Genomic DNA, 17,224 nt, shown 5'->3' on the forward strand with positions numbered 1-17,224 from the left:
GGCCGCGCCCGCGCGGTCAACCCGCAGCCGGCCTCGGTGCGCAAACATCAAACGCCGCATTGAAATCCAGCTCGGCGCGGCGGCAAATTCCGCGGCGGCGGCGACCACCGGCCGCCATGACGACCGGGCGCTGCACATCGTCGGCAAAGCCGTGCCGCCGGCAGCCGCGCGACCGGTCCCGACACCGCGCTTTGATCGAGCCCGGCTCGACAGCGCCGTGGCCCGGCGCTACAGCATGATCCCGAAAAATACGTCCGGTTTTCGAAAACATCGTGCGCGATCAAAAAGCTAGGGCGGAATGGCGATTTGAACAAACGTCATCCCGCTGGACAGCGGGCTGAACAGGAGTCTCCACGGTGGCGCTGAACAATCTGGCGGCTGACACAGGCGGCAAGGCAGCGCCGGCCCGCGATGCGGCGCGGGGCGCGACGATCGGCGTCGCCGCGATCGGCGCCGCCACCTTGGCGGGCGCCTGGTTCTTCCAGCTGGTGCTGGCCATCGTGCCCTGCCCGCTCTGCCTCGAGCAGCGCTACGCCTATTATCTGGCGATCCCGCTGGCGCTGATCCTCGCCGTCGCCGCCGGCCGCGGCGCGCCGCAGTGGCTGCTGGCGGGCGGCCTTGCGGTGCTGGCGCTGCTGATGCTCGGCAATGCCGGGCTTGGCGCCTATCACGCCGGCGTCGAATGGGGATTCTGGCCGGGACCGACCGATTGCAGCGGGCCGCTGGTCGATTTCAGCCGCGGCGGGCTGCTCGACCAGCTCGACAAGGTCAAGGTGATCCGCTGCGACGAGGTGCAATGGCGCTTCCTCGGACTCTCGCTGGCCGGCTACAACGTGCTGATTTCGCTGGCGATGGCGGCTTTGGCCGGGCGTGGCGCGGCGACCGCCGCCAAAGCCATTTAATCGTCGAGATCGTCCTGCGCCTTGCCGAACAGATGGATGATGCCGGGCGTCACCAGCGAGACGAAGATGAAGCGCGACAGGTGGTGCGCGCCGACGAACACCGGATCGACGTGCAGCGTCAGCGCCAGCGCCATCATCGCGTCCATCGCGCCGGGCGCGAACGCCACCACCACGTCGCCGATCCGCACCGGCATGGTGAAGGCGATCACGGCGACGAAGCTCGCCGAGATCGTCATCGCCACCGCAAATGATCCCAGCGCCGCGCCGATATGGCTGACGATGGTGCGGGTCCGGATCGTGCTGAACCGCGCGCCGATCAGCGTGCCGATCCCGGTCAGGGCCGCGATATAGGCCCATTGCGGCAGCGTGCCGTCGACCCAGCCGATGCCGTGCAGCACCGCGGAGCCTAGCATCGCGCCGAACATCCAGCTCGCCGGGAAATTCACCAGCCGCAGCAGCAAGGCCACGACGAAGCCGACCGCGACCAGTTCGGCCAGCGCCTGCGGCGACGCCGCAACGCCGCGCGACGGCAATGGACCGTGCGTCATCATCCCGGTGGCGGTGAGAAACAGCGGCACGCCGGCGGTCAGGATGATCACCCGAATGATCTGCACCACCGCGATGCCGGGGACGTCGGCCTTGCGTTCGCTCGCCAGCATCACGATCTGCGACAGCGCGCCGGGGCTGCCCGCCAGCAGCGCCGAGGTGCGGTCCCAGCCGTGGACGCGTTGCAGATACAGGCTGCTGAAGAGCGTCGAGCACGCCGTCGCCAGCGCCAGCAAGGCGATGGTGGTCGGATAGGCGCTGAGATTCCGGATCAGCTGCGGCGACACCATGGCGCCGAGCGACAGCCCCAGCGTCATCAGGATGGCATGGCCGAACGGCTGCGGCAGCCCGAGCGGGCGCCCCGCCATGCCGACCGCGGCGACCGCGACCATCGCCCCGGTGATCAGCCCGCCGGGCAGCTCCGCCCAATAGAACAGCGCGCCGCCGGCGGCGCCGACCGCGAGCGTCTCAAACACTTGCAGCAGCTGCGCGCGGCTGGGCAGGGCGATCGGCATCGAGACGGGGCGTGGCACGGCTTCAAGGCTGCACGGGGAGGCTGCAACTTAAGACAGGCTTGCAGCAGGCCATCGCCTTATGGCAAATACCGGCAGCGCCCACAATCATGCCGACACGCCACGCAGCATTGCGCGACGCGGCCGCGTTCCGCGGCGACGTCAACGCTCGCCGCCGCGCCTCCGCGGCGTCAGTTCGGCTTGGCCGCCTTGCGGCATTCGGAGCGGAATTTGCGGCGCTCCTTGCCGTGCAGTCCCTTGGCATCCGCCTGTTTCGAGCAATCCAGCGACGCCGCGCTGCGCGCCGGCTCGGTGGATGTGGCGGGCGGTGCGGATTTGGTCGCCGGTGCCGGCGTCGGCGCCGGCGCCGGCGTTTGGGCGAAAGCGGCGCCGGTGAACATCAAGGCGACGATGGCGGCGACGGCTGTACGTGACGAGAGGGTCATGACAATACCTCTGCTGCTGGAATGGCCATGTTCACGCCACTTGGCTGAACCATGGCTGAACGACGCGCCAAGCCGCGTCGATGCTGCGCAAGCCTTGCGACGCGGATCACGCCCGTCGGCCGCTCGATCCGGATCCGCGTGATCGGTGCAAAACCGGAGTCCACTTTTCGGGGTCATGCTTTAGGATGCGTTGTTCGCTAGGTGACAGGAGAGCCCGATGACGAAGCAAGCCGATCACACGGCGCTGTTCGGCGCCGCCTTGGTGTGCGGCGCGGCGCTGTTTGCCGCCACGCCCGTGCAGGCGCTGACCGCGCAGCAATGCAGCGCGAAATATCAGGCGGCCAAGACCGCCGGCACGCTGAACGGCCAGAGCTGGAATGATTTCCGCAAAGCCGAGTGCGCGGCCGGCGCCGCGGCAACGCCGGCTGCCGAGAAGCCCACGGCAGAGAAGCAGCCCGCGGCCAAACCGGCCGCCACGCCGGCCGTACCCGCGGCGCCGGCCGCCGCCGCAATCTTCCCCTCGGCGGTGGATGCGAAATACGCCAAGGAGACGGCGGCGCGCGCCAGATTGCACACCTGCGCCGATCAATGGAAACTCAACAAGACCAGCAACGCCACCGGCGGATTGCGCTGGATTCAAAAAGGCGGCGGTTACTGGAGCGAATGCAACAAGAAACTCAAGGGCGCGTAACCGCGCCGCCATGCCGCCGCGGGCCGGCTCTGACCCGGCCGCGCCCGTGGGGTGAGCGATGATCGCGAGTCTGGGACTGATCCTGCTGTGCCAATTGGCCGGCGAGGCGTTGGTGCGTGGCATCGGGCTGACGCTGCCCGGCCCGGTGGTCGGGCTGTTGCTGCTGCTGACGCTGCTATTGGCGCGCGACAAGCTGTCGCTGCTCGAGGTCGGGCCGCTGCGCAATGACGGCATCGAAAAAGCCGCCAAGGTGCTGCTCGCCAACATGTCGCTGATGTTCGTGCCGGCCGGGGTCGGGGTGGTGCAGAAGCTCGATCTAATCGCCGAGCACGGCCTTGCCATCGCCGGCGTGCTGGTCGGCTCGGTGATCATCACGCTGGTGGTGACGATGGCGACCTTCCTGATCGCGGCGCGGCTGATGGCGCGCTGGCGGAGTTCGCGGTGATCAAAAATCCGTTCGCGCTATGGGTGTATCTGTCGCAAAGCCCGTTGCTGTGGCTGACCACGACGCTGGTGGTCTATGCCGTCACCGACGCGGTGTCGCAGGCCAGCCGCCGCAATCCGCTGGCCAACCCGGTGCTGCACGCGATGTGGCTGATCGGCATCTTCCTGTGGCTGACCGGCACCTCGTATCAGACCTATTTCGAGGGCGCGCAATTCGTGCACTTCCTGCTCGGGCCGGTGACGGTGGCGCTGGCGGTGCCGCTGTATGAGAACCGCAACGCGGTGATGGCGGCGATCGTGCCGATGCTGCTGGCGCTCGTGGTCGGCAGCGTCACCGCGATCGGCTCGGTGGTGCTGCTGGCCAAGGCCGCCGGCCTGCCGGGCATCGTGATGCTGTCGATGACGCCGAAATCGGTCACGGCGCCGGTGGCGATGGGCATCGCCGAAGCGATCCACGCCGACCCGTCGCTCGCCGCGGTGGCGGTGATCCTCACCGGGATCATCGGCGCGATGATCGTGACGCCGTTGATGAATCTCCTGAAGATCACCGATTTCCGTGCCCGCGGCTTCGCCGTGGGGCTAGCCTCGCACGGCATCGGCACCGCGCAGGCGTTCCAGGTCAATCCGGTGGCCGGCGCCTTCGCCGGCATCGCCATGAGCCTGAACGCGCTGTTGACCTCGCTGCTGGTGCCGCTGGCGGCGACGCTGCTGCTGCATGGCTAGGCCGATGCGGACGTGAAGGCTTAGCCGGCGGCTATCTTTCTTGCTGCCAGCGACTATATGGGGCGACGCTGCCGGCCCGCCTCCTGGATCAGCCCGTGGCCGTTGGAGACCTCCATGACCGATCACATTGCCCGCCCGCCGCAGCCTGCCGCGAACGCCTCCCGCCGCGGCGTGCTGGGCGTGCTCGGCGCAGGCGCCTTGCTGCTCGGCCCGTTGCCGCGCGCGGCCATGGCGGCCAAGAGCGACGACGACAACGTGCTGTCGGAAGCAGCGGTGCTGCGCGATCCGGACATTCCGGCGGCGGGCAACGCCGATGGCGACATCAGCATCGTCGAGTTCTTCGACTTCCAGTGCCCGTATTGCCGCAAGGTGGCTCCGGACCTGCGCGCGCTGGCGCAGGACGACGGCAAGATCCGGCTGGTGTTCAAGGATTGGCCGGTGCTCGGCGGCGCTTCGATCTATGCCGCGCGATTGGCGTTGGCGAGCAGGTTTCAGGACAAATACGTCGCCGCGCATGAGGCGCTGATCGGGCTCACCGCGCGGCTGAGCGAAAGCTCCGTGCGCGACGCCTTGAGCGCGGCCGGCATCGATGTCGCCCGCGCCACGTCGGACCTCGACAGCAAGGGCAAGACGATCGACGCGCTGCTGGCGCGCAACGACGCGCAAGCCAAAGCCTTCGGCTTCCAGGGCACGCCATCGTTCATCGTCGGCAAATTCCGGGTGCCGGGCGTGCTGACCAAGGAGCAGTTCACGCTGGCGGTCGCCGATGCGCGCAAGGCCGCGGCGCAGAAATAACGCCGCGCAGCGGCAGGTCGGTTATTTCTCCGACAGCTTGACCCAGTCGCGCTGCGCGCGGGCCTTCAGCGCATCCCAGTCCGACTGCGCGACGTCCCAATTGACGATGGTGCGACTGGCCTGCGCCACCTGGCCATTGGCGACGCTGGAGGTCTGCATCGAATCGTAGATGTAGACCCCCGCGACCAGAAGCAGCGCGCCCAAGATCATTCCGACAAACATCCGCATCGCGCAAACTCCGGTGAATTTCGCCAGCCCAACGCGGCGCGGGGCGCGATGGTTCCGACGCGCCGGCGCGGCCAACCGCGCAACGATCTACGCCGACGCCGCAGCGCTCCCCGCCCAATTCCCCGCCTGAACCGCTTGACTCAAACCCACATATCGAGAATTATCGATATATGGATTCCGAACAAGTCATTCTGGCGCTCGCGGCACTGGCGCAATCCACCCGGCTCGAGGTGTTTCGGCTGCTGGTGAAGCACGAGCCGCAGGGACTGCCCGCCGGCGAGATCGCCCGTGCACTGGCGGTGCCGCAGAACACCATGTCCTCCCACCTGGCGATCCTCACCCGCGCCGGGCTGGTGTCGTCGGCGCGGCACAGCCGCTCGATCGTCTATCGCGCCGAGCTGCCGCGGTTTCAAAGCGTCGCACTGTTCCTGTTGCAGGATTGCTGCGGCGGCCGGCCCGAAATCTGCGCGCCGCTGATCGCCAGCCTCACCCCGTGCTGCCCGCAAGATTCGTCGACGGGCATGCCGCCCGCCAACATCACCTGAGGCCGAACATGGACGTCATCATCTACCACAACCCGGATTGCGGCACCTCGCGCAACACGCTGGCGCTGATCCGCCACGCCGGCATCGAGCCGCATGTGATCGACTATCTCAAGACGCCGCCGTCGCGCGCGATGTTGCAGCAACTGATCGTCCGGATCGGGCGCGGGGTGCGGGCCGTGTTGCGGGAAAAGGCCACGCCCTATGCCGAGCTCGGCCTCGCATCGCCCGCGCTCGGCGACGAGCAACTGCTCGACGCCATGCTGGCGCATCCGATCCTGATCAACCGCCCGATCGTGGTCAGCCCGCTCGGCGTCAAACTGTGCCGGCCCTCGGAAGTCGTGCTGGAGATCCTGCCGCCGCTCACAGCGGGCGAATTCCGCAAGGAAGACGGCGAGCTGGTGATCGACGCCCACGGCCGCCGTGTCGCCAGCGCGTAGCGGGCAACCGATGTCGATCTTCGAACGCTTTCTGACGCTGTGGGTGGCGCTGTGCATCGTGGCCGGCATCGCGCTCGGGCACCTCACGCCCGACCTGTTTCGAGCGATCGCGGCTGCGGAAATTGCCAAAGTCAACTTGCCGGTCGCGGCGCTGATCTGGCTGATGATCGTGCCGATGCTGATCCGAATCGACTTCGCGGCGCTCGGCCGCGTCACTGAGCATTGGCGCGGCATCGGCGTCACGCTGGTCATCAACTGGGCGGTGAAGCCGTTCTCGATGGCGGCGCTGGGCTGGCTGTTCATCGGAGAGCTGTTTCGCGGTGAGCTGCCCGCCGATCAGATCGACAGCTATATCGCGGGCCTGATCATCCTGGCCGCGGCGCCCTGCACCGCGATGGTGTTCGTGTGGTCGAATCTGACCCACGGCGAGCCGCATTTCACGCTGAGCCAGGTGGCGCTCAACGACGCCATCATGGTGTTCGCCTTTGCGCCGATCGTCGGCCTGCTGCTCGGGCTGTCGTCGATCACCGTGCCGTGGGGCACGCTGCTGCTCTCGGTGGCACTGTATATCGTGGTGCCGGTGCTGATTGCGCAGCTGCTGCGCCGACGGCTGCTCGCGACCGGCGGCGAGGCGGCGCTTGCCCGTCTGCTCGGCCGGTTGCAGCCGCTGTCGCTGGTGGCACTGCTGGCGACGCTGGTGCTGCTGTTCGGCTTCCAGGGCGAACAGATCCTGTCGCAGCCCTTGATCATCGGCCTGCTGGCGGTGCCGATCCTGATCCAGGTCTATTGCAACGCCGGCCTCGCCTATCTGTTGAACCGCATCGTCGGCGAGCAGCATTGCGTCGCCGGTCCCTCGGCGCTGATCGGCGCCTCCAACTTCTTCGAACTCGCGGTCGCAGCCGCCATCAGCCTGTTCGGCCTGCAATCCGGTGCGGCGCTCGCCACCGTGGTGGGCGTGCTGATCGAGGTGCCGGTGATGCTCACCGTGGTGTGGATCGTCAACCGCTCGAAGGGTTGGTACGAGCGCGGCAGCCACCTGGCGCCGCTGGCCGCAACGCCGAAACAGCCGGGGTGAGCGGCGGCGCCGGACGGCCAAGTTCCGCTACCTTCACGCGCGAAAGATGTGAGCGGCACCGGACAAAGGGTGGTAGCGTCGGCGATGTTTGAAACCGATCTTTGCCCGAATGCCCGCGATCACTCCGCACCGACGCCGCCGCAGGATGTCCTTGAGGCCGAGAATGTCAGTCTGCGGCTGTTGCTGGCGCAGGCTGAAATCAATGCCCAGGAACTGCTCGAACAGGCCGGCATCGACGCCAAGCAGCGCGAAGCCGCCGACAAGCTGCAGAAGCTGATTCTCGAAGAGCTGCACCACCGCATCAAGAACACCCTGGCGACGGTCGGCGCCATCGCCGCGCAGAGCCTGCGCAATGCCTCCAGCACCGAACACGCGCAGCAGGCGATCGAGGGCCGGCTCTTGGCGCTCGGCCGCGCCCACGACCTGTTGCTGCAGGCGCAATGGTCGAGCGCCGAACTCGGCAAGGTGATTCGCGGCGCCACCGAAGCGTTCGACAACCGCGACGCCCCGAAGTTCTCGATCGACGGGCCGGACATCCGGATGAATTCCGGCGCGGTGATCGCCATCGCCATGACGCTCAACGAATTGTGCACCAACACCACCAAATTCGGCGCGCTGTCGGTGCCCGCCGGCCATGTCGACATCGCCTGGACGCTACAGGATGCCGGGCAACGCCTGCATCTGACCTGGTCCGAACACGGCGGCCCGCCGGTGCAGCCGCCGAGCCGGCGCAGCTTCGGCACAAGGCTGATCGAGACGCTCGGCCGCCAGCTCAAAGGCGAGGTCGCGCTGAACTATCCGACCGACGGCTTCAGCTACGTCATCGACGTGCCGCTGGAGTCTCTGACCTTGCAGCCGGCGGCATAGCGCGCGGCGAATCGCATCGCGCGCGCAAGACCCCCGCGATGCCGCTTTGTTCTTCTGGAACGAACAGGGGACAGCATTTCGGCGCCGAACAACGATGAAGAAATCGCTAAGCTCGGGTCGTTGATTGCGGCTTCGGCGCCGATGCGGCTGACCGCGGCGCCAGCGGGGTCCTGGCGTAAAGCGCCCCGATCGGGCAACGCAGACCGCACCCCAGAATCGACAGCTCGGCGCTTGCACCTTCCAGCACCGACAAAACCCAGCCGTTCGCCGTCTTGAGCTCAAGTTCGACCTTGATGCAGTCCTGCGACACCATCAGCACCGCCTGGCAATGGACATGAGCGCGATAGAGATCGCGCTTTACGTCGATCCAGTTTCGGGGGGTGCCGGGCACCGCGACGTCGTCGGTTGTCGAGATAATCTCCGCCAACAGATAAGCCTTTTGAACAAACCGCTGGCCCTCCTCGAAGTCGGCGTCGATCACGGCGACGTCCGGCTCCGGCGTGTAGTCGCCGCTGGCGAGTTCCAGGCCGGGGCGCTGCGCCGCAAGCCATGAGGGGGCATGGCGTTCCAAAGCATCGTTGAGCAGCTGCTGCAGGTTGCTGGCGATCTGATTGTGCGCGAGCGTCGGCGGCGTCATCATCATGGCGACACCGCCGAGCAATTCCCAACGCTCGTGATCCGGCCGCTTCTCCTGGAAGGCACGGAATTCCGCTGCCGACATCCGGCCGGCGCGATGGTCGATGATCGTAGCGTCCATGGCCACCATCCAGCGGCTCCGCAAATGGCTGCATGGGCAGGATAGGGCCGCATCAGCCTGCCGCGCTACGGATCGAGCTCGGTGTCCCAATACAAATAGTCGAGCCAGCTATCGTGCAGATAGTTCGGCGGAAACAGCCTTCCATTACGATGCAGCTGATGCACCGTGGGCGCGAACGGCGCCTGCTTGGGAAACATCCGGGCCTGCTGCGGCGTCATGTTGCCCTTGCGCAGATTGCACGGCGAACACGCCGCGACCACGTTTTCCCAGGTGGTCTGTCCGCCCTTGGAGCGCGGCATGATGTGGTCGAAGGTGAGGTCCTCAGGCGCGCCGCAATATTGGCAGCTGAAGCGATCACGCAGGAACACGTTGAACCGGGTGAAGGCCGGGTGGGTCGACGGCTTGACGAAGGATTTCAGCGACACCACGCTGGGCAATTGAATTTCGAACGACGGGCTGTGCACCGCGCGATCGTAGTGCTCGACGATGTTGACGCGGTCGAGGAACACCGCCTTGATCGCGTCTTGCCACGACCAAAGCGACAGCGGATAGTAACTGAGCGGCCGGAAGTCGGCGTTCAACACCAAGACCGGCCAACCGCCGTGCGAGACATGTGCGTTCAAGAAACGCTCCTGGCCCCCATTTGCTGCGAAGCAGCCTGAGTTCACATACTATAATTAGCGTGACGTCCTTGTGAAGGGCTGTTCGCCGCCGTGCACCGTTTGGAACCGGAAGCGTAAACCGGCGCGGAGCGCCGCGGCCGCGCAATCCGGCGGCGACGCGTTACGCGGTGGTGCGGGGCTGCCGGGCCGCTAGCAGGCTGCGGTAGAGCTGCGCATAATGCTGTGCCGGGTTGCGCCAGGACACGTCGGCGGTCATGCCGTTGCGCTGCAGCGCCTTCCAGGCCGAACGGTCGGCAAACAGCGCGCGGGTCTTGCTCAGCGCCGCCGCCAGCATGTCGCCGGTCACCGGCGAGAACTGCACCCCGGTCGCGACGCCCGCGGCGATCGCCATCTCGTTGGCGTCGACCACGGTATCAGACAGCCCGCCGACCCGCGCCACCACCGGCACCGCGCCGTAGCGCAGGGCGCACAATTGCGTGAGCCCGCAGGGCTCGAACCGCGACGGCACCAACAGCGCGTCGGCGCCGGCCTGGATCAGATGCGCCAGATCCTCGTCATAGCCGATCATCACCCCGATCTGGCCGGGATACGCCTCTGCCGCGGCCTTGAACCGCGCCTCGAGTTCGGCGTCGCCGGCGCCGAGCAGCGCCAGCTGGATGCCCTCGGCGCGCAGCACCGGCAGCGCCTCCAGCAACAGGTCGAGGCCTTTTTGCCAGGACAGCCGGCTGATCACGCCGAGCAGCAGCCGGTCCGGATCCGGGCTGAGGTCGAACAGCTCGCGTACCGACTGCGTATTGGCGGCGCGGGTCGGCAGCGTGGCCAAGTCGTAAGTCGCGGTGATCCGCTTGTCGGTGGCCGGATTCCAAACCCTGTCGTCGATGCCGTTGAGGATGCCGGTGAGTTGCGCCGAGCGCTGCCGCAGCAACCCGTCGAGCCCCATGCCGGCCTCCGGCCCCTGGATCTCCAGCGCATAGGCCGGCGACACCGTGGTGATGCGGTCGGACAATTGTAGCCCGGCCTTCATGTAGCCAATGCTGCCGTAATATTCGACGCCGTCGACGCTGAAGGCGCCGGGCGGCAACCCCAGCGTCGCCAACAGCTCGCGGGGGAACTGGCCCTGAAACGCCAGATTGTGCACGGTGAACACGGTGGCAGGCGACGGCTTGCCGCTGTAGCGCAGATAGGCCGGGGTCAGCCCGGCCTGCCAATCATGGGCGTGAATCAGGTCCGGCACGAAGGACGGCACCAGGCCTTGGCCGATCTCGGCAGCGGTGCGCGCCAAGGCCGCGAAGCGATAGGCGTTGTCCGGCCAATCCTGGCCGTCCGGCGCGCTATAGGGGCTGCCGGGACGGTTATAGAGATGCGGCGCGTCGAGCACGAACAGTTCGAGGCTGCCCTTGTGCGCCGCCAGCAGCCGCGCCGGGCCCCCGAACAACATCGCAAACGAATGCACCGGCAGCGCCGATTCGATGCCCGCCAGCACCGCGGGATAGCCCGGCACCAGGGTGCGCATGGTGACGCCGTGGCGCAATAGCGCCGCGGGCAGCGCGCCGGCGACGTCGGCCAACCCGCCGGTCTTGATCAGCGGATAGATTTCGGACGCGACCGATAGCGCCGTAACGGGTGTCATGCCTCGAGCCTGTCGATCATCGGCTGGGTGATCAGGCAGATGCCGGCCGCGGTGCGCTGGAATCTGGCGGCGTCGAGTTCGGGATCCTCGCCGACCACCAGGCCTTCAGGGATCCGCACGCCGCGGTCGATCACCACATTGGTGAGCTGGCAGGAGCGGGCGACGTCGACATAGGGCAGGATCACCGCCTGCTCGATGGTGGAGTAGGAATGCACCCGCACCCCGGTGAACAGCAGCGTCTGCCGCAGCGTCGAGCCGGAGATGATGCAGCCGCCGGAGACCAGCGAGGAAATCGCCTCGCCGCGCCTGCCGATCTTGTCGTGGACGAATTTGGCCGGCGGCACGATCTCGCCATAGGTCCAGATCGGCCAGTTATGGTCGTACAGATCGAGTTCGGGAACGATGTCGCACAGGTCGATATTGGCGGCCCAATAGGCGTCGACGGTGCCGACGTCGCGCCAGTAGCTGGCGGCTTCGGCGTGGGAGCGGATGCAGGAGCGGTCGAAGCTATGCGCCACCGCTTTGCCGTGTTTGACGATGTAGGGGATGATGTCCTTGCCGAAATCATGCGACGAGTTCGGATCGGCGGCGTCGCGGCGCAATTCCTCGAACAGGAATTTGGTGTCGAACACGTAGATCCCCATGCTGGCGAGCGACATCGTCGGCTTGTCGGGCATCGGCGGCGGATCGGCCGGCTTCTCGACGAAGGAATGGATCACGTCATTGGCGTCGGCCGCCATCACGCCGAAGCCGGAGGCTTCCTTGCGCGGCACTTCGAGGCAGCCGACGGTGACGTCGGCGCCCTGCTCGACGTGCTGCTGCAGCATCTGCTCGTAATCCATCTTGTAGATGTGATCGCCGGCCAACAGCACGATGAATTGCGGGTCGTAGCTCTCGATGATGTCGATGTTCTGATACACCGCGTCGGCTGTGCCGAGATACCACAGTTCCTCGGATACCCGCTGACTGGCCGGCAGAATGTCGAAGCTCTCGTTACGTTCCGGGCGGAAGAAGTTCCAGCCGTGCTGCAGATGCCGGATCAGGCTGTGCGCCTTGTACTGGGTGGCCACCGCGATCCGCCGGATGCCGGAATTCAGCGCATTCGACAACGCAAAATCGATGATCCGCGACTTGCCGCCGAAATACACCGCCGGCTTGGCGCGGCGATCGGTCAGCTCCATCAACCGGCTGCCGCGGCCGCCGGCCAGCACATAGGCCATCGCGTGACGGGCGAGCGGAGCATTTACACCGTTACTCATGAGGCCTCTCATCGTGCGTTGGCAGGGCCCGGGCGGCCCCCGCGCGGCCGGCCGGATCACCGAATCCGCCGCCGCTTGCACCGCACCATCTCTAGCGAAATTCGGATTCAAAAGGACAGCGCAAATCGATAATTTTTTCGATTTGGCAGAGGCATTGGTCGCAGGCGCGGCCGCGCCGCGGGGACTGCCGGCGGATCTGCGCCGCGCTCCCGGCGGTATCAGTGTCGGGGTGACGGTCGCAAATCCACACCTATCAGGCTACCAGGCAAGGAATAACCCGATATCACCGGGGACGCCGTCAGGAAATTCCACCACACGGGCATGCAACGAAAACCCATGGTCGCGTAGCTCGGCCTTCCAGCGCATGAACACCTCGGCGGCCATGCCGCGCAGGGTTTCCGGCCAACTCGGATCCGGGGCATTCACCGCGCGGCCATGGTCGCTGCACACCTCGCAGGGAAACCGCAGCAACAGGTGCTCCTGCTCGCCCTTCATCGCGGTGCTGCGGGCGCCGCTCAGCATCCTTTGCCAGGCCTCCTCGGTCAGATGCTGCGCCAGGAACTTGTCGGCCTGCTGGTGATGTTTCACCTCGGCGAGGTGCTTTTCGTCATGGCGGCGGCGGTCCTCTTCCTCTTCGAAATGCAGCGCCAGATTATGAAACGCCTTGGCCGAGAAGGCGGTGTCGAGTTCCGGCGGCGGTGGCGCCGGCGGTGCGGCACGCTGGGAAATCTCCTGCAGCCGTTGCGAGGCCGCCGGCCAGCGCGAGCCGTCCTCGAACACCGGCTCGCCCTCGTGTGCGGGCAGCGGATGCGCGAACGCCCGCACCAGATCGGCCCGGCTGACGATGCCGACCAGCACGCCGTCGCGCAGCACCGGCACCCGCTTGATGCGTTTCGACGACAGCAATTCGGCGACTTCCGCCAGATCGGCGTCCTCGGCCACCGCGATCACCGGCGAGGTCATCACCTCGCGCGCGGTGCGCTCGGTCGAGTTGAGGAATTCCAGGTAGTCGGAGCTCAGCTCCTGGCCCTGCGACAGCATCCGCAGCCACCAGTCGCGCCCGGCCTGACGGTCAGCGTCGTTGCGCGGCATCAGATCGCCTTCGCTGACGATGCCGATCGGCCGGCCGCTGCCGTCGACCACCGGCACCGCGCTGATGCCGTGACGCAACAGCGTCTTCGCCACCTCCCGCGCCGTCTCCTCCGGCCCTACCGTCACCACCTTGGTCGACATCACCTCCCGCACCTTCACAGCCAATCTCTCGATGACCGCCGCGGCGGACGCGCGGTTTTCAAGTCCAGACGTCATTCGCTATGTCCCGTGTTCAAGATCGCTAAATTTACGCCGCGCGTCGGCGATGCCAACGCCGCGGGTCGATGGCTCGCGGCAAAATGATCGGCGGTTGTAAAGATTTCCTACTCGCCGCGGCGACGGCTGGATGAATTTCAGCTTTGCATGGCCGCGGCGCGGCTGCGTCCCTCCGCCGGAGGCGACCTAGTAGATCCCCGGTGATGCAAGGATGTCGCGATCGGCACGCAAATACAATCTATGAGCGATTTCGCGCGGTGCTTCGCCGGGGCCGTGCTCTGGTTCGACTATTGCGCTCCCGATTGATTCGGGCCGCCACGATAGCAATGGAGCCCGGATGATGACGCGTTTTACCAAGCCTGCGTTGCTGGTCGGCCTGGCGCTGACCGCCGTCACGCTGCCGCAGATCGCCGACGCCGCCACCGCGGAAGAGCAGATCACCGCCCGCCTCAACGCGCTGGAGAAGGAAAACGCCGGGCTGCGCGCCCGGCTCAACCGGCTCGAGACCACGACGACCGCAAGGCCGCCGGCCGCCGGCGCGGGGTCCAATGCGGCGCTGGCGGCGCTGCCGGCGCGCGCCAACGAGCCGTACACCAAGGCCCCGATCGCAATCATCCACCCCGCCCCGCCGCAAGCCTTCGAGCTCTCGGGCTCGCTCTTGTTCCTGCAATCGGCCAGCGGCAACATGGAATACGCCACGCTGATCAATCCGCTGCCGGTGGTGTCGCCGCATTGGAACAATCAGTCGCTGGCCCCCGACTTCGCCGCCACCTTCGATCTCGGCGCCCGCTACATGAACGGCGCCAACGACATGGCCGTGCAGTGGACGCATCTGAAAGCCACCACCAACGCCTCGTTCCAGGGCACGCCGGATCAGATGGTCGGTCCTCCCTACCTGATCGGCCCGGAGTCGGCGCTGTACAAGGTCGGCCGCGGCTCGCTGCAGAGCGAATTCGATTCGGTCAAAATGGACGCCGGACATACGTTCTGCGTCGACTGCGATTTCCAGATGCGCGCGTTCGGCGGCGTCGAGTTCGCCCGCATCGGCCAGGATCTCACCGGAACGGCGGAAACCCGCGACGCTAGCGCGTCGAGCTCCTACACCAATCATTCGAAGTTCACCGGCGCCGGCCCGCGGGTCGGCGTCAAGGGCCAGTACTCGCTGGGAAGCTTCGACTTCTCCGGCGAAATCGGCGGCGCGGCGCTGATCGGCACTACGCAGAGCCGGGTCGACTACCTCACCGTCAAGCCGGCGCTGGCGCAGCCGACCGTGCAATATCTGGCCTCGCCGAATGCGACGCGGGTGATCCCCAGCGTCAACGCCCGGCTCGCCACCGCGTATAATTTTGCGCCGACCGCCTACGGCCTCTTCAAGATCGAGGTCGGTTATCAGGCGGCGGTGTATTTCGACGCGATCGGCGAATACGCCGTGACCCAGGTGCCGACCTCGCTGGTGCTGCCGCCGAACGGCGTCTATCTCGCCACCGCGCAGCATCTGACCAGCAACTTCACCACCCACGGCCCGTTCATGACCGCGAAGTGGCAGTTCCAGTAGCAGGCTGTCTCGCGCACTGACTTCACCTCTCCCCGCTTGCGGGGAGAGGTCGACCCGGCGTAGCGCAGCGAAGCCGGGTCGGGTGAGGGGGCGCCTCAGCATCACGCGGCGCCCCCTCACCCGGCGCGACAAGCTGCGCTTGTCTCGCCACCCTCTCCCCGCAAGCGGGGTGAGGGAAGCTGCGGCGCCGCTTCGATCAGCAGCGCCATTGCGATCAGCAGTGACACTTCGTATGCGACGTCGACTGCGCACCAGCGTCGGATTCGCGGCAAACTGATATCGCCGACCGCATTATTGCGCGAAGCGTCCCGCTTGCTCCCATCAAGCGATCGATGACACAGTTGCCGCGCGGCGCCGCGCTCGCAACGTCGCTTGGTCATCCCTCTCCCATGAGCCCGCCATGCTGAAGCGTATCACCGCCTGGCTTGCCGACTACGCCGCCAACGACGATCCGCTCGCCGCGGCCGGCAATGTCATAGCGCTGGTGCTCGCCGGCAACCAGCCGTTCTATCCGCTCTATGTGGTGCTGGTGGCAGGCGGAGGCGGCCTGCCGTGGGTGCTGCTGACCATGATCTCGCTGCCGTTCTTTTTCAGCGTGCCGGCGCTGGCGCGGCGTCATCCGCGGCTCGGCCGGGTGGCGCTGGCGCTGATCACCACGATCAATACGGTGTTTTGCAGCTGGATGCTCGGCGAGCCGTCGGGGACCGAACTGTTCCTGCTGCCCTGCGCGGCGCTGGCCGCCCTGCTGTTCTGGCCGAGCGAGCGGCTCGTGATGCTGCCCTTGGCCAGTCTGCCGGTACTGGCGTTCTGGCTGTTGCACGGCCGCTACGGCGCGCCGCCGCATCTGTATTCGAAGGAAGCCTATCGCGCGCTGCTGACCATGAACGCGGTGAGCGCCGGCACCGTCTCGATCTTTCTCGGCATCGTGTTTTCGCGGCTGTACGCGGCGCCGAAGCCGTAGTTCCACGCCATTTAGTCTGCACAAAACAACAACACCACCGGCGGACCGCCGATGGTGTCGCTGATGTCACGCGCAGTCTGGTGCCCCGCGCTCAGGCCGAGCGGGCGCCGGTGCGGATGATGGTGCCGACGTGCTCGCCGCGCAGCGCGGCGATGAGCCGGCCCGGCACCAGCCCGTTCACCACCTGCACGCGCTCGATATGGCGCGCATTGGCCATCACGTCGAGCATCGCGCGGTCGAGCGGCAGCGTGCCCTTGTGCTTGGCCAGTTCGGCGGCGCTGACGTCGCGCAGCAGCTCCGCCGTTTTGCCGTCGGGGCCGTTCGGATCGGTCGAGTACACGCCGTCGACGTCCTCGACGATGGTGAGCCCTGCGGCGCCCAGCGCATCGGCGACCAGGAACGCGCCGGTGTCGGCACGATGCGGCGGGATCCGCGAGCCGGTGAACTCGTGATGGTGATAGGGCGGAAAGCCGCTGCCGACCACCGCGCGGGCGGCGGACAGATGGATCGCAAGCTGGCTGGCGATGGTCGGGTGCTCGACGTAGGAGACGCCTTCCGGTGCCAGCAGCGACGCCAGGATATGACCGTTCTGCCCGGCCTCGCTGGCGGCGAGCGGGGCGAGCGAGCCGACCGGCAGGCCGAGATCGAGGCCGACGCCGTAGACGTGGCGGGCGCGGATGCCGGCGCCGGTCAGGATCAGCAGCCGATGCTCGGGCAGCAATTGGCGCAGCTCCTCGACGATCGGCAGGATCGCGTCGCGGCCGCGGTCCATGATCGAAGCGCCGCCGATCTTGACGACCTGCAGCCAAGGCAACAGCCGGATCGGGCGGACGCCGGCGACCGGACGGGTGAGATCGCTGTCGAGCAGAGTCTGGCGCGCGAGCGGCGAGGCGACGTCTTTGATGGTGGTGGTGGCCATG

Annotated in this window: 20 protein-coding genes; 11 read left to right on the forward strand and 9 right to left on the reverse strand. The window is 66.8% G+C overall.

The annotated features are described in order from the left end of the window. Window positions 1-362 precede the first annotated feature (362 nt). Window positions 363-902, forward strand: coding sequence for a disulfide bond formation protein B (locus tag VGC77_RS00785; protein WP_414709590.1), 540 nt, complete (start codon window positions 363-365; stop codon window positions 900-902). Here the strand turns inward: VGC77_RS00785 and VGC77_RS00790 are convergent. Together VGC77_RS00790 and VGC77_RS23645 are read right to left on the reverse strand one after the other, a co-directional pair. Continuing rightward, window positions 899-1,963 (reverse strand): AbrB family transcriptional regulator, encoded by a 1,065-nt coding sequence (locus VGC77_RS00790; protein ID WP_331169672.1) that lies wholly within the window; start codon window positions 1,961-1,963, stop codon window positions 899-901. The genes VGC77_RS00785 and VGC77_RS00790 overlap by 4 nt on opposite strands. A 188-nt stretch (window positions 1,964-2,151) precedes the next feature. Beyond that, window positions 2,152-2,583, reverse strand: a complete 432-nt coding sequence (locus VGC77_RS23645) for a PsiF family protein (RefSeq protein WP_414709588.1) — start codon at window positions 2,581-2,583, stop codon at window positions 2,152-2,154. 40 nt (window positions 2,584-2,623) lie between these two features. Here VGC77_RS23645 and VGC77_RS00800 point away from each other — a divergent pair, with 40 nt between their 5' ends. The 4 genes from VGC77_RS00800 to VGC77_RS00815 all read left to right on the forward strand — a co-directional run bounded on the left by VGC77_RS00800 (window position 2,624) and on the right by VGC77_RS00815 (window position 5,059). Beyond that, complete coding sequence (locus tag VGC77_RS00800) at window positions 2,624-3,097, forward strand: hypothetical protein (protein WP_331169673.1); 474 nt, start codon at window positions 2,624-2,626, stop codon at window positions 3,095-3,097. A 58-nt stretch (window positions 3,098-3,155) separates the two neighbouring features. Next, on the forward strand, window positions 3,156-3,542 hold the full coding sequence (locus VGC77_RS00805) for a CidA/LrgA family protein (RefSeq protein WP_331169674.1): 387 nt from the start codon (window positions 3,156-3,158) through the stop codon (window positions 3,540-3,542). Continuing rightward, complete coding sequence (locus tag VGC77_RS00810) at window positions 3,539-4,264, forward strand: LrgB family protein (RefSeq protein WP_331169675.1); 726 nt, start codon at window positions 3,539-3,541, stop codon at window positions 4,262-4,264. Before VGC77_RS00805 ends, VGC77_RS00810 begins: the two co-directional genes overlap by 4 nt. Window positions 4,265-4,378: 114 nt before the next feature. Beyond that, entirely contained in the window at window positions 4,379-5,059 is a 681-nt protein-coding gene (locus VGC77_RS00815; protein WP_331169676.1) for a DsbA family protein, read from the forward strand. Window positions 5,060-5,080: 21 nt separating this feature from the next. Here VGC77_RS00815 and VGC77_RS00820 read toward each other — a convergent pair whose 3' ends face one another. Then, window positions 5,081-5,287, reverse strand: coding sequence for a hypothetical protein (locus VGC77_RS00820; protein WP_331169677.1), 207 nt, complete (start codon window positions 5,285-5,287; stop codon window positions 5,081-5,083). 170 nt (window positions 5,288-5,457) lie between these two features. Here VGC77_RS00820 and VGC77_RS00825 point away from each other — a divergent pair, with 170 nt between their 5' ends. The 4 genes from VGC77_RS00825 to VGC77_RS00840 all read left to right on the forward strand — a co-directional run bounded on the left by VGC77_RS00825 (window position 5,458) and on the right by VGC77_RS00840 (window position 8,211). Continuing rightward, complete coding sequence (locus VGC77_RS00825) at window positions 5,458-5,832, forward strand: metalloregulator ArsR/SmtB family transcription factor (protein ID WP_331169678.1); 375 nt, start codon at window positions 5,458-5,460, stop codon at window positions 5,830-5,832. An 8-nt stretch (window positions 5,833-5,840) separates the two neighbouring features. Then, entirely contained in the window at window positions 5,841-6,269 is a 429-nt protein-coding gene (arsC, locus tag VGC77_RS00830; RefSeq protein WP_331169679.1) for an arsenate reductase (glutaredoxin), read from the forward strand. Window positions 6,270-6,279: 10 nt separating this feature from the next. Continuing rightward, window positions 6,280-7,344 (forward strand): ACR3 family arsenite efflux transporter, encoded by a 1,065-nt coding sequence (gene arsB, locus VGC77_RS00835; RefSeq protein ID WP_331169680.1) that lies wholly within the window; start codon window positions 6,280-6,282, stop codon window positions 7,342-7,344. An 84-nt stretch (window positions 7,345-7,428) separates the two neighbouring features. Further along, window positions 7,429-8,211 (forward strand): sensor histidine kinase, encoded by a 783-nt coding sequence (locus VGC77_RS00840; RefSeq protein ID WP_331169681.1) that lies wholly within the window; start codon window positions 7,429-7,431, stop codon window positions 8,209-8,211. A gap of 106 nt (window positions 8,212-8,317) precedes the next feature. On the opposite strand, the gene VGC77_RS00845 is transcribed toward VGC77_RS00840, so the two are convergent. The 5 genes from VGC77_RS00845 to VGC77_RS00865 form a co-directional block, all read right to left on the reverse strand. Beyond that, window positions 8,318-8,977: a Uma2 family endonuclease gene (locus VGC77_RS00845; protein ID WP_331169682.1), complete on the reverse strand. Its 660-nt coding sequence runs from the start codon at window positions 8,975-8,977 to the stop codon at window positions 8,318-8,320. Window positions 8,978-9,033: 56 nt separating this feature from the next. After that, window positions 9,034-9,591: an HNH endonuclease gene (locus VGC77_RS00850; RefSeq protein WP_184261591.1), complete on the reverse strand. Its 558-nt coding sequence runs from the start codon at window positions 9,589-9,591 to the stop codon at window positions 9,034-9,036. A 160-nt stretch (window positions 9,592-9,751) separates the two neighbouring features. Then, entirely contained in the window at window positions 9,752-11,221 is a 1,470-nt protein-coding gene (gene glgA, locus VGC77_RS00855) for a glycogen synthase GlgA (protein WP_331169683.1), read from the reverse strand. Continuing rightward, on the reverse strand, window positions 11,218-12,480 hold the full coding sequence (glgC, locus tag VGC77_RS00860; protein WP_331169684.1) for a glucose-1-phosphate adenylyltransferase: 1,263 nt from the start codon (window positions 12,478-12,480) through the stop codon (window positions 11,218-11,220). Before glgC ends, glgA begins: the two co-directional genes overlap by 4 nt. A gap of 258 nt (window positions 12,481-12,738) precedes the next feature. Next, the gene (locus tag VGC77_RS00865) at window positions 12,739-13,788 is read right to left on the reverse strand and encodes a CBS domain-containing protein (protein WP_331169685.1); all 1,050 of its coding nucleotides are present in this window, start codon (window positions 13,786-13,788) and stop codon (window positions 12,739-12,741) included. 337 nt (window positions 13,789-14,125) lie between these two features. Here VGC77_RS00865 and VGC77_RS00870 point away from each other — a divergent pair, with 337 nt between their 5' ends. Beyond that, the gene (locus tag VGC77_RS00870; protein WP_331169686.1) at window positions 14,126-15,343 is read left to right on the forward strand and encodes an Lpg1974 family pore-forming outer membrane protein; all 1,218 of its coding nucleotides are present in this window, start codon (window positions 14,126-14,128) and stop codon (window positions 15,341-15,343) included. A 400-nt stretch (window positions 15,344-15,743) separates the two neighbouring features. Continuing rightward, a complete protein-coding gene (locus VGC77_RS00875; protein ID WP_331169687.1) occupies window positions 15,744-16,304 on the forward strand; it encodes a hypothetical protein in 561 nt (186 codons plus the stop codon). Window positions 16,305-16,395: 91 nt separating this feature from the next. Here VGC77_RS00875 and VGC77_RS00880 read toward each other — a convergent pair whose 3' ends face one another. After that, window positions 16,396-17,223, reverse strand: coding sequence for a molybdenum storage protein subunit alpha (locus VGC77_RS00880; protein ID WP_331169688.1), 828 nt, complete (start codon window positions 17,221-17,223; stop codon window positions 16,396-16,398). Between the last annotated feature and the right edge of the window lies 1 nt (window position 17,224).

It is taken from the genome of Rhodopseudomonas sp. (assembly GCF_036404135.1).
Lineage (GTDB): Bacteria > Pseudomonadota > Alphaproteobacteria > Rhizobiales > Xanthobacteraceae > Rhodopseudomonas_A.

What these genes read in the sequence shown, in the direction of transcription:
- VGC77_RS00790 (WP_331169672.1), bottom strand. Translation starts at nt 1,963, where the DNA reads ATGCCGATCGCCCTGCCCAGCCGCGCGCAGCTGCTGCAAGTGTTTGAG.
- VGC77_RS23645 (WP_414709588.1), bottom strand. Translation starts at nt 2,583, where the DNA reads ATGACCCCGAAAAGTGGACTCCGGTTTTGCACCGATCACGCGGATCCG.
- VGC77_RS00800 (WP_331169673.1), top strand. Translation starts at nt 2,624, where the DNA reads ATGACGAAGCAAGCCGATCACACGGCGCTGTTCGGCGCCGCCTTGGTG.
- VGC77_RS00805 (WP_331169674.1), top strand. Translation starts at nt 3,156, where the DNA reads ATGATCGCGAGTCTGGGACTGATCCTGCTGTGCCAATTGGCCGGCGAG.
- VGC77_RS00815 (WP_331169676.1), top strand. Translation starts at nt 4,379, where the DNA reads ATGACCGATCACATTGCCCGCCCGCCGCAGCCTGCCGCGAACGCCTCC.
- VGC77_RS00820 (WP_331169677.1), bottom strand. Translation starts at nt 5,287, where the DNA reads ATGCGGATGTTTGTCGGAATGATCTTGGGCGCGCTGCTTCTGGTCGCG.
- VGC77_RS00825 (WP_331169678.1), top strand. Translation starts at nt 5,458, where the DNA reads ATGGATTCCGAACAAGTCATTCTGGCGCTCGCGGCACTGGCGCAATCC.
- arsC (WP_331169679.1), top strand. Translation starts at nt 5,841, where the DNA reads ATGGACGTCATCATCTACCACAACCCGGATTGCGGCACCTCGCGCAAC.
- arsB (WP_331169680.1), top strand. Translation starts at nt 6,280, where the DNA reads ATGTCGATCTTCGAACGCTTTCTGACGCTGTGGGTGGCGCTGTGCATC.
- VGC77_RS00840 (WP_331169681.1), top strand. Translation starts at nt 7,429, where the DNA reads ATGTTTGAAACCGATCTTTGCCCGAATGCCCGCGATCACTCCGCACCG.
- VGC77_RS00845 (WP_331169682.1), bottom strand. Translation starts at nt 8,977, where the DNA reads ATGGTGGCCATGGACGCTACGATCATCGACCATCGCGCCGGCCGGATG.
- glgA (WP_331169683.1), bottom strand. Translation starts at nt 11,221, where the DNA reads ATGACACCCGTTACGGCGCTATCGGTCGCGTCCGAAATCTATCCGCTG.
- glgC (WP_331169684.1), bottom strand. Translation starts at nt 12,480, where the DNA reads ATGAGTAACGGTGTAAATGCTCCGCTCGCCCGTCACGCGATGGCCTAT.
- VGC77_RS00865 (WP_331169685.1), bottom strand. Translation starts at nt 13,788, where the DNA reads ATGACGTCTGGACTTGAAAACCGCGCGTCCGCCGCGGCGGTCATCGAG.
- VGC77_RS00870 (WP_331169686.1), top strand. Translation starts at nt 14,126, where the DNA reads ATGATGACGCGTTTTACCAAGCCTGCGTTGCTGGTCGGCCTGGCGCTG.
- VGC77_RS00875 (WP_331169687.1), top strand. Translation starts at nt 15,744, where the DNA reads ATGCTGAAGCGTATCACCGCCTGGCTTGCCGACTACGCCGCCAACGAC.
- VGC77_RS00880 (WP_331169688.1), bottom strand. Translation starts at nt 17,223, where the DNA reads ATGGCCACCACCACCATCAAAGACGTCGCCTCGCCGCTCGCGCGCCAG.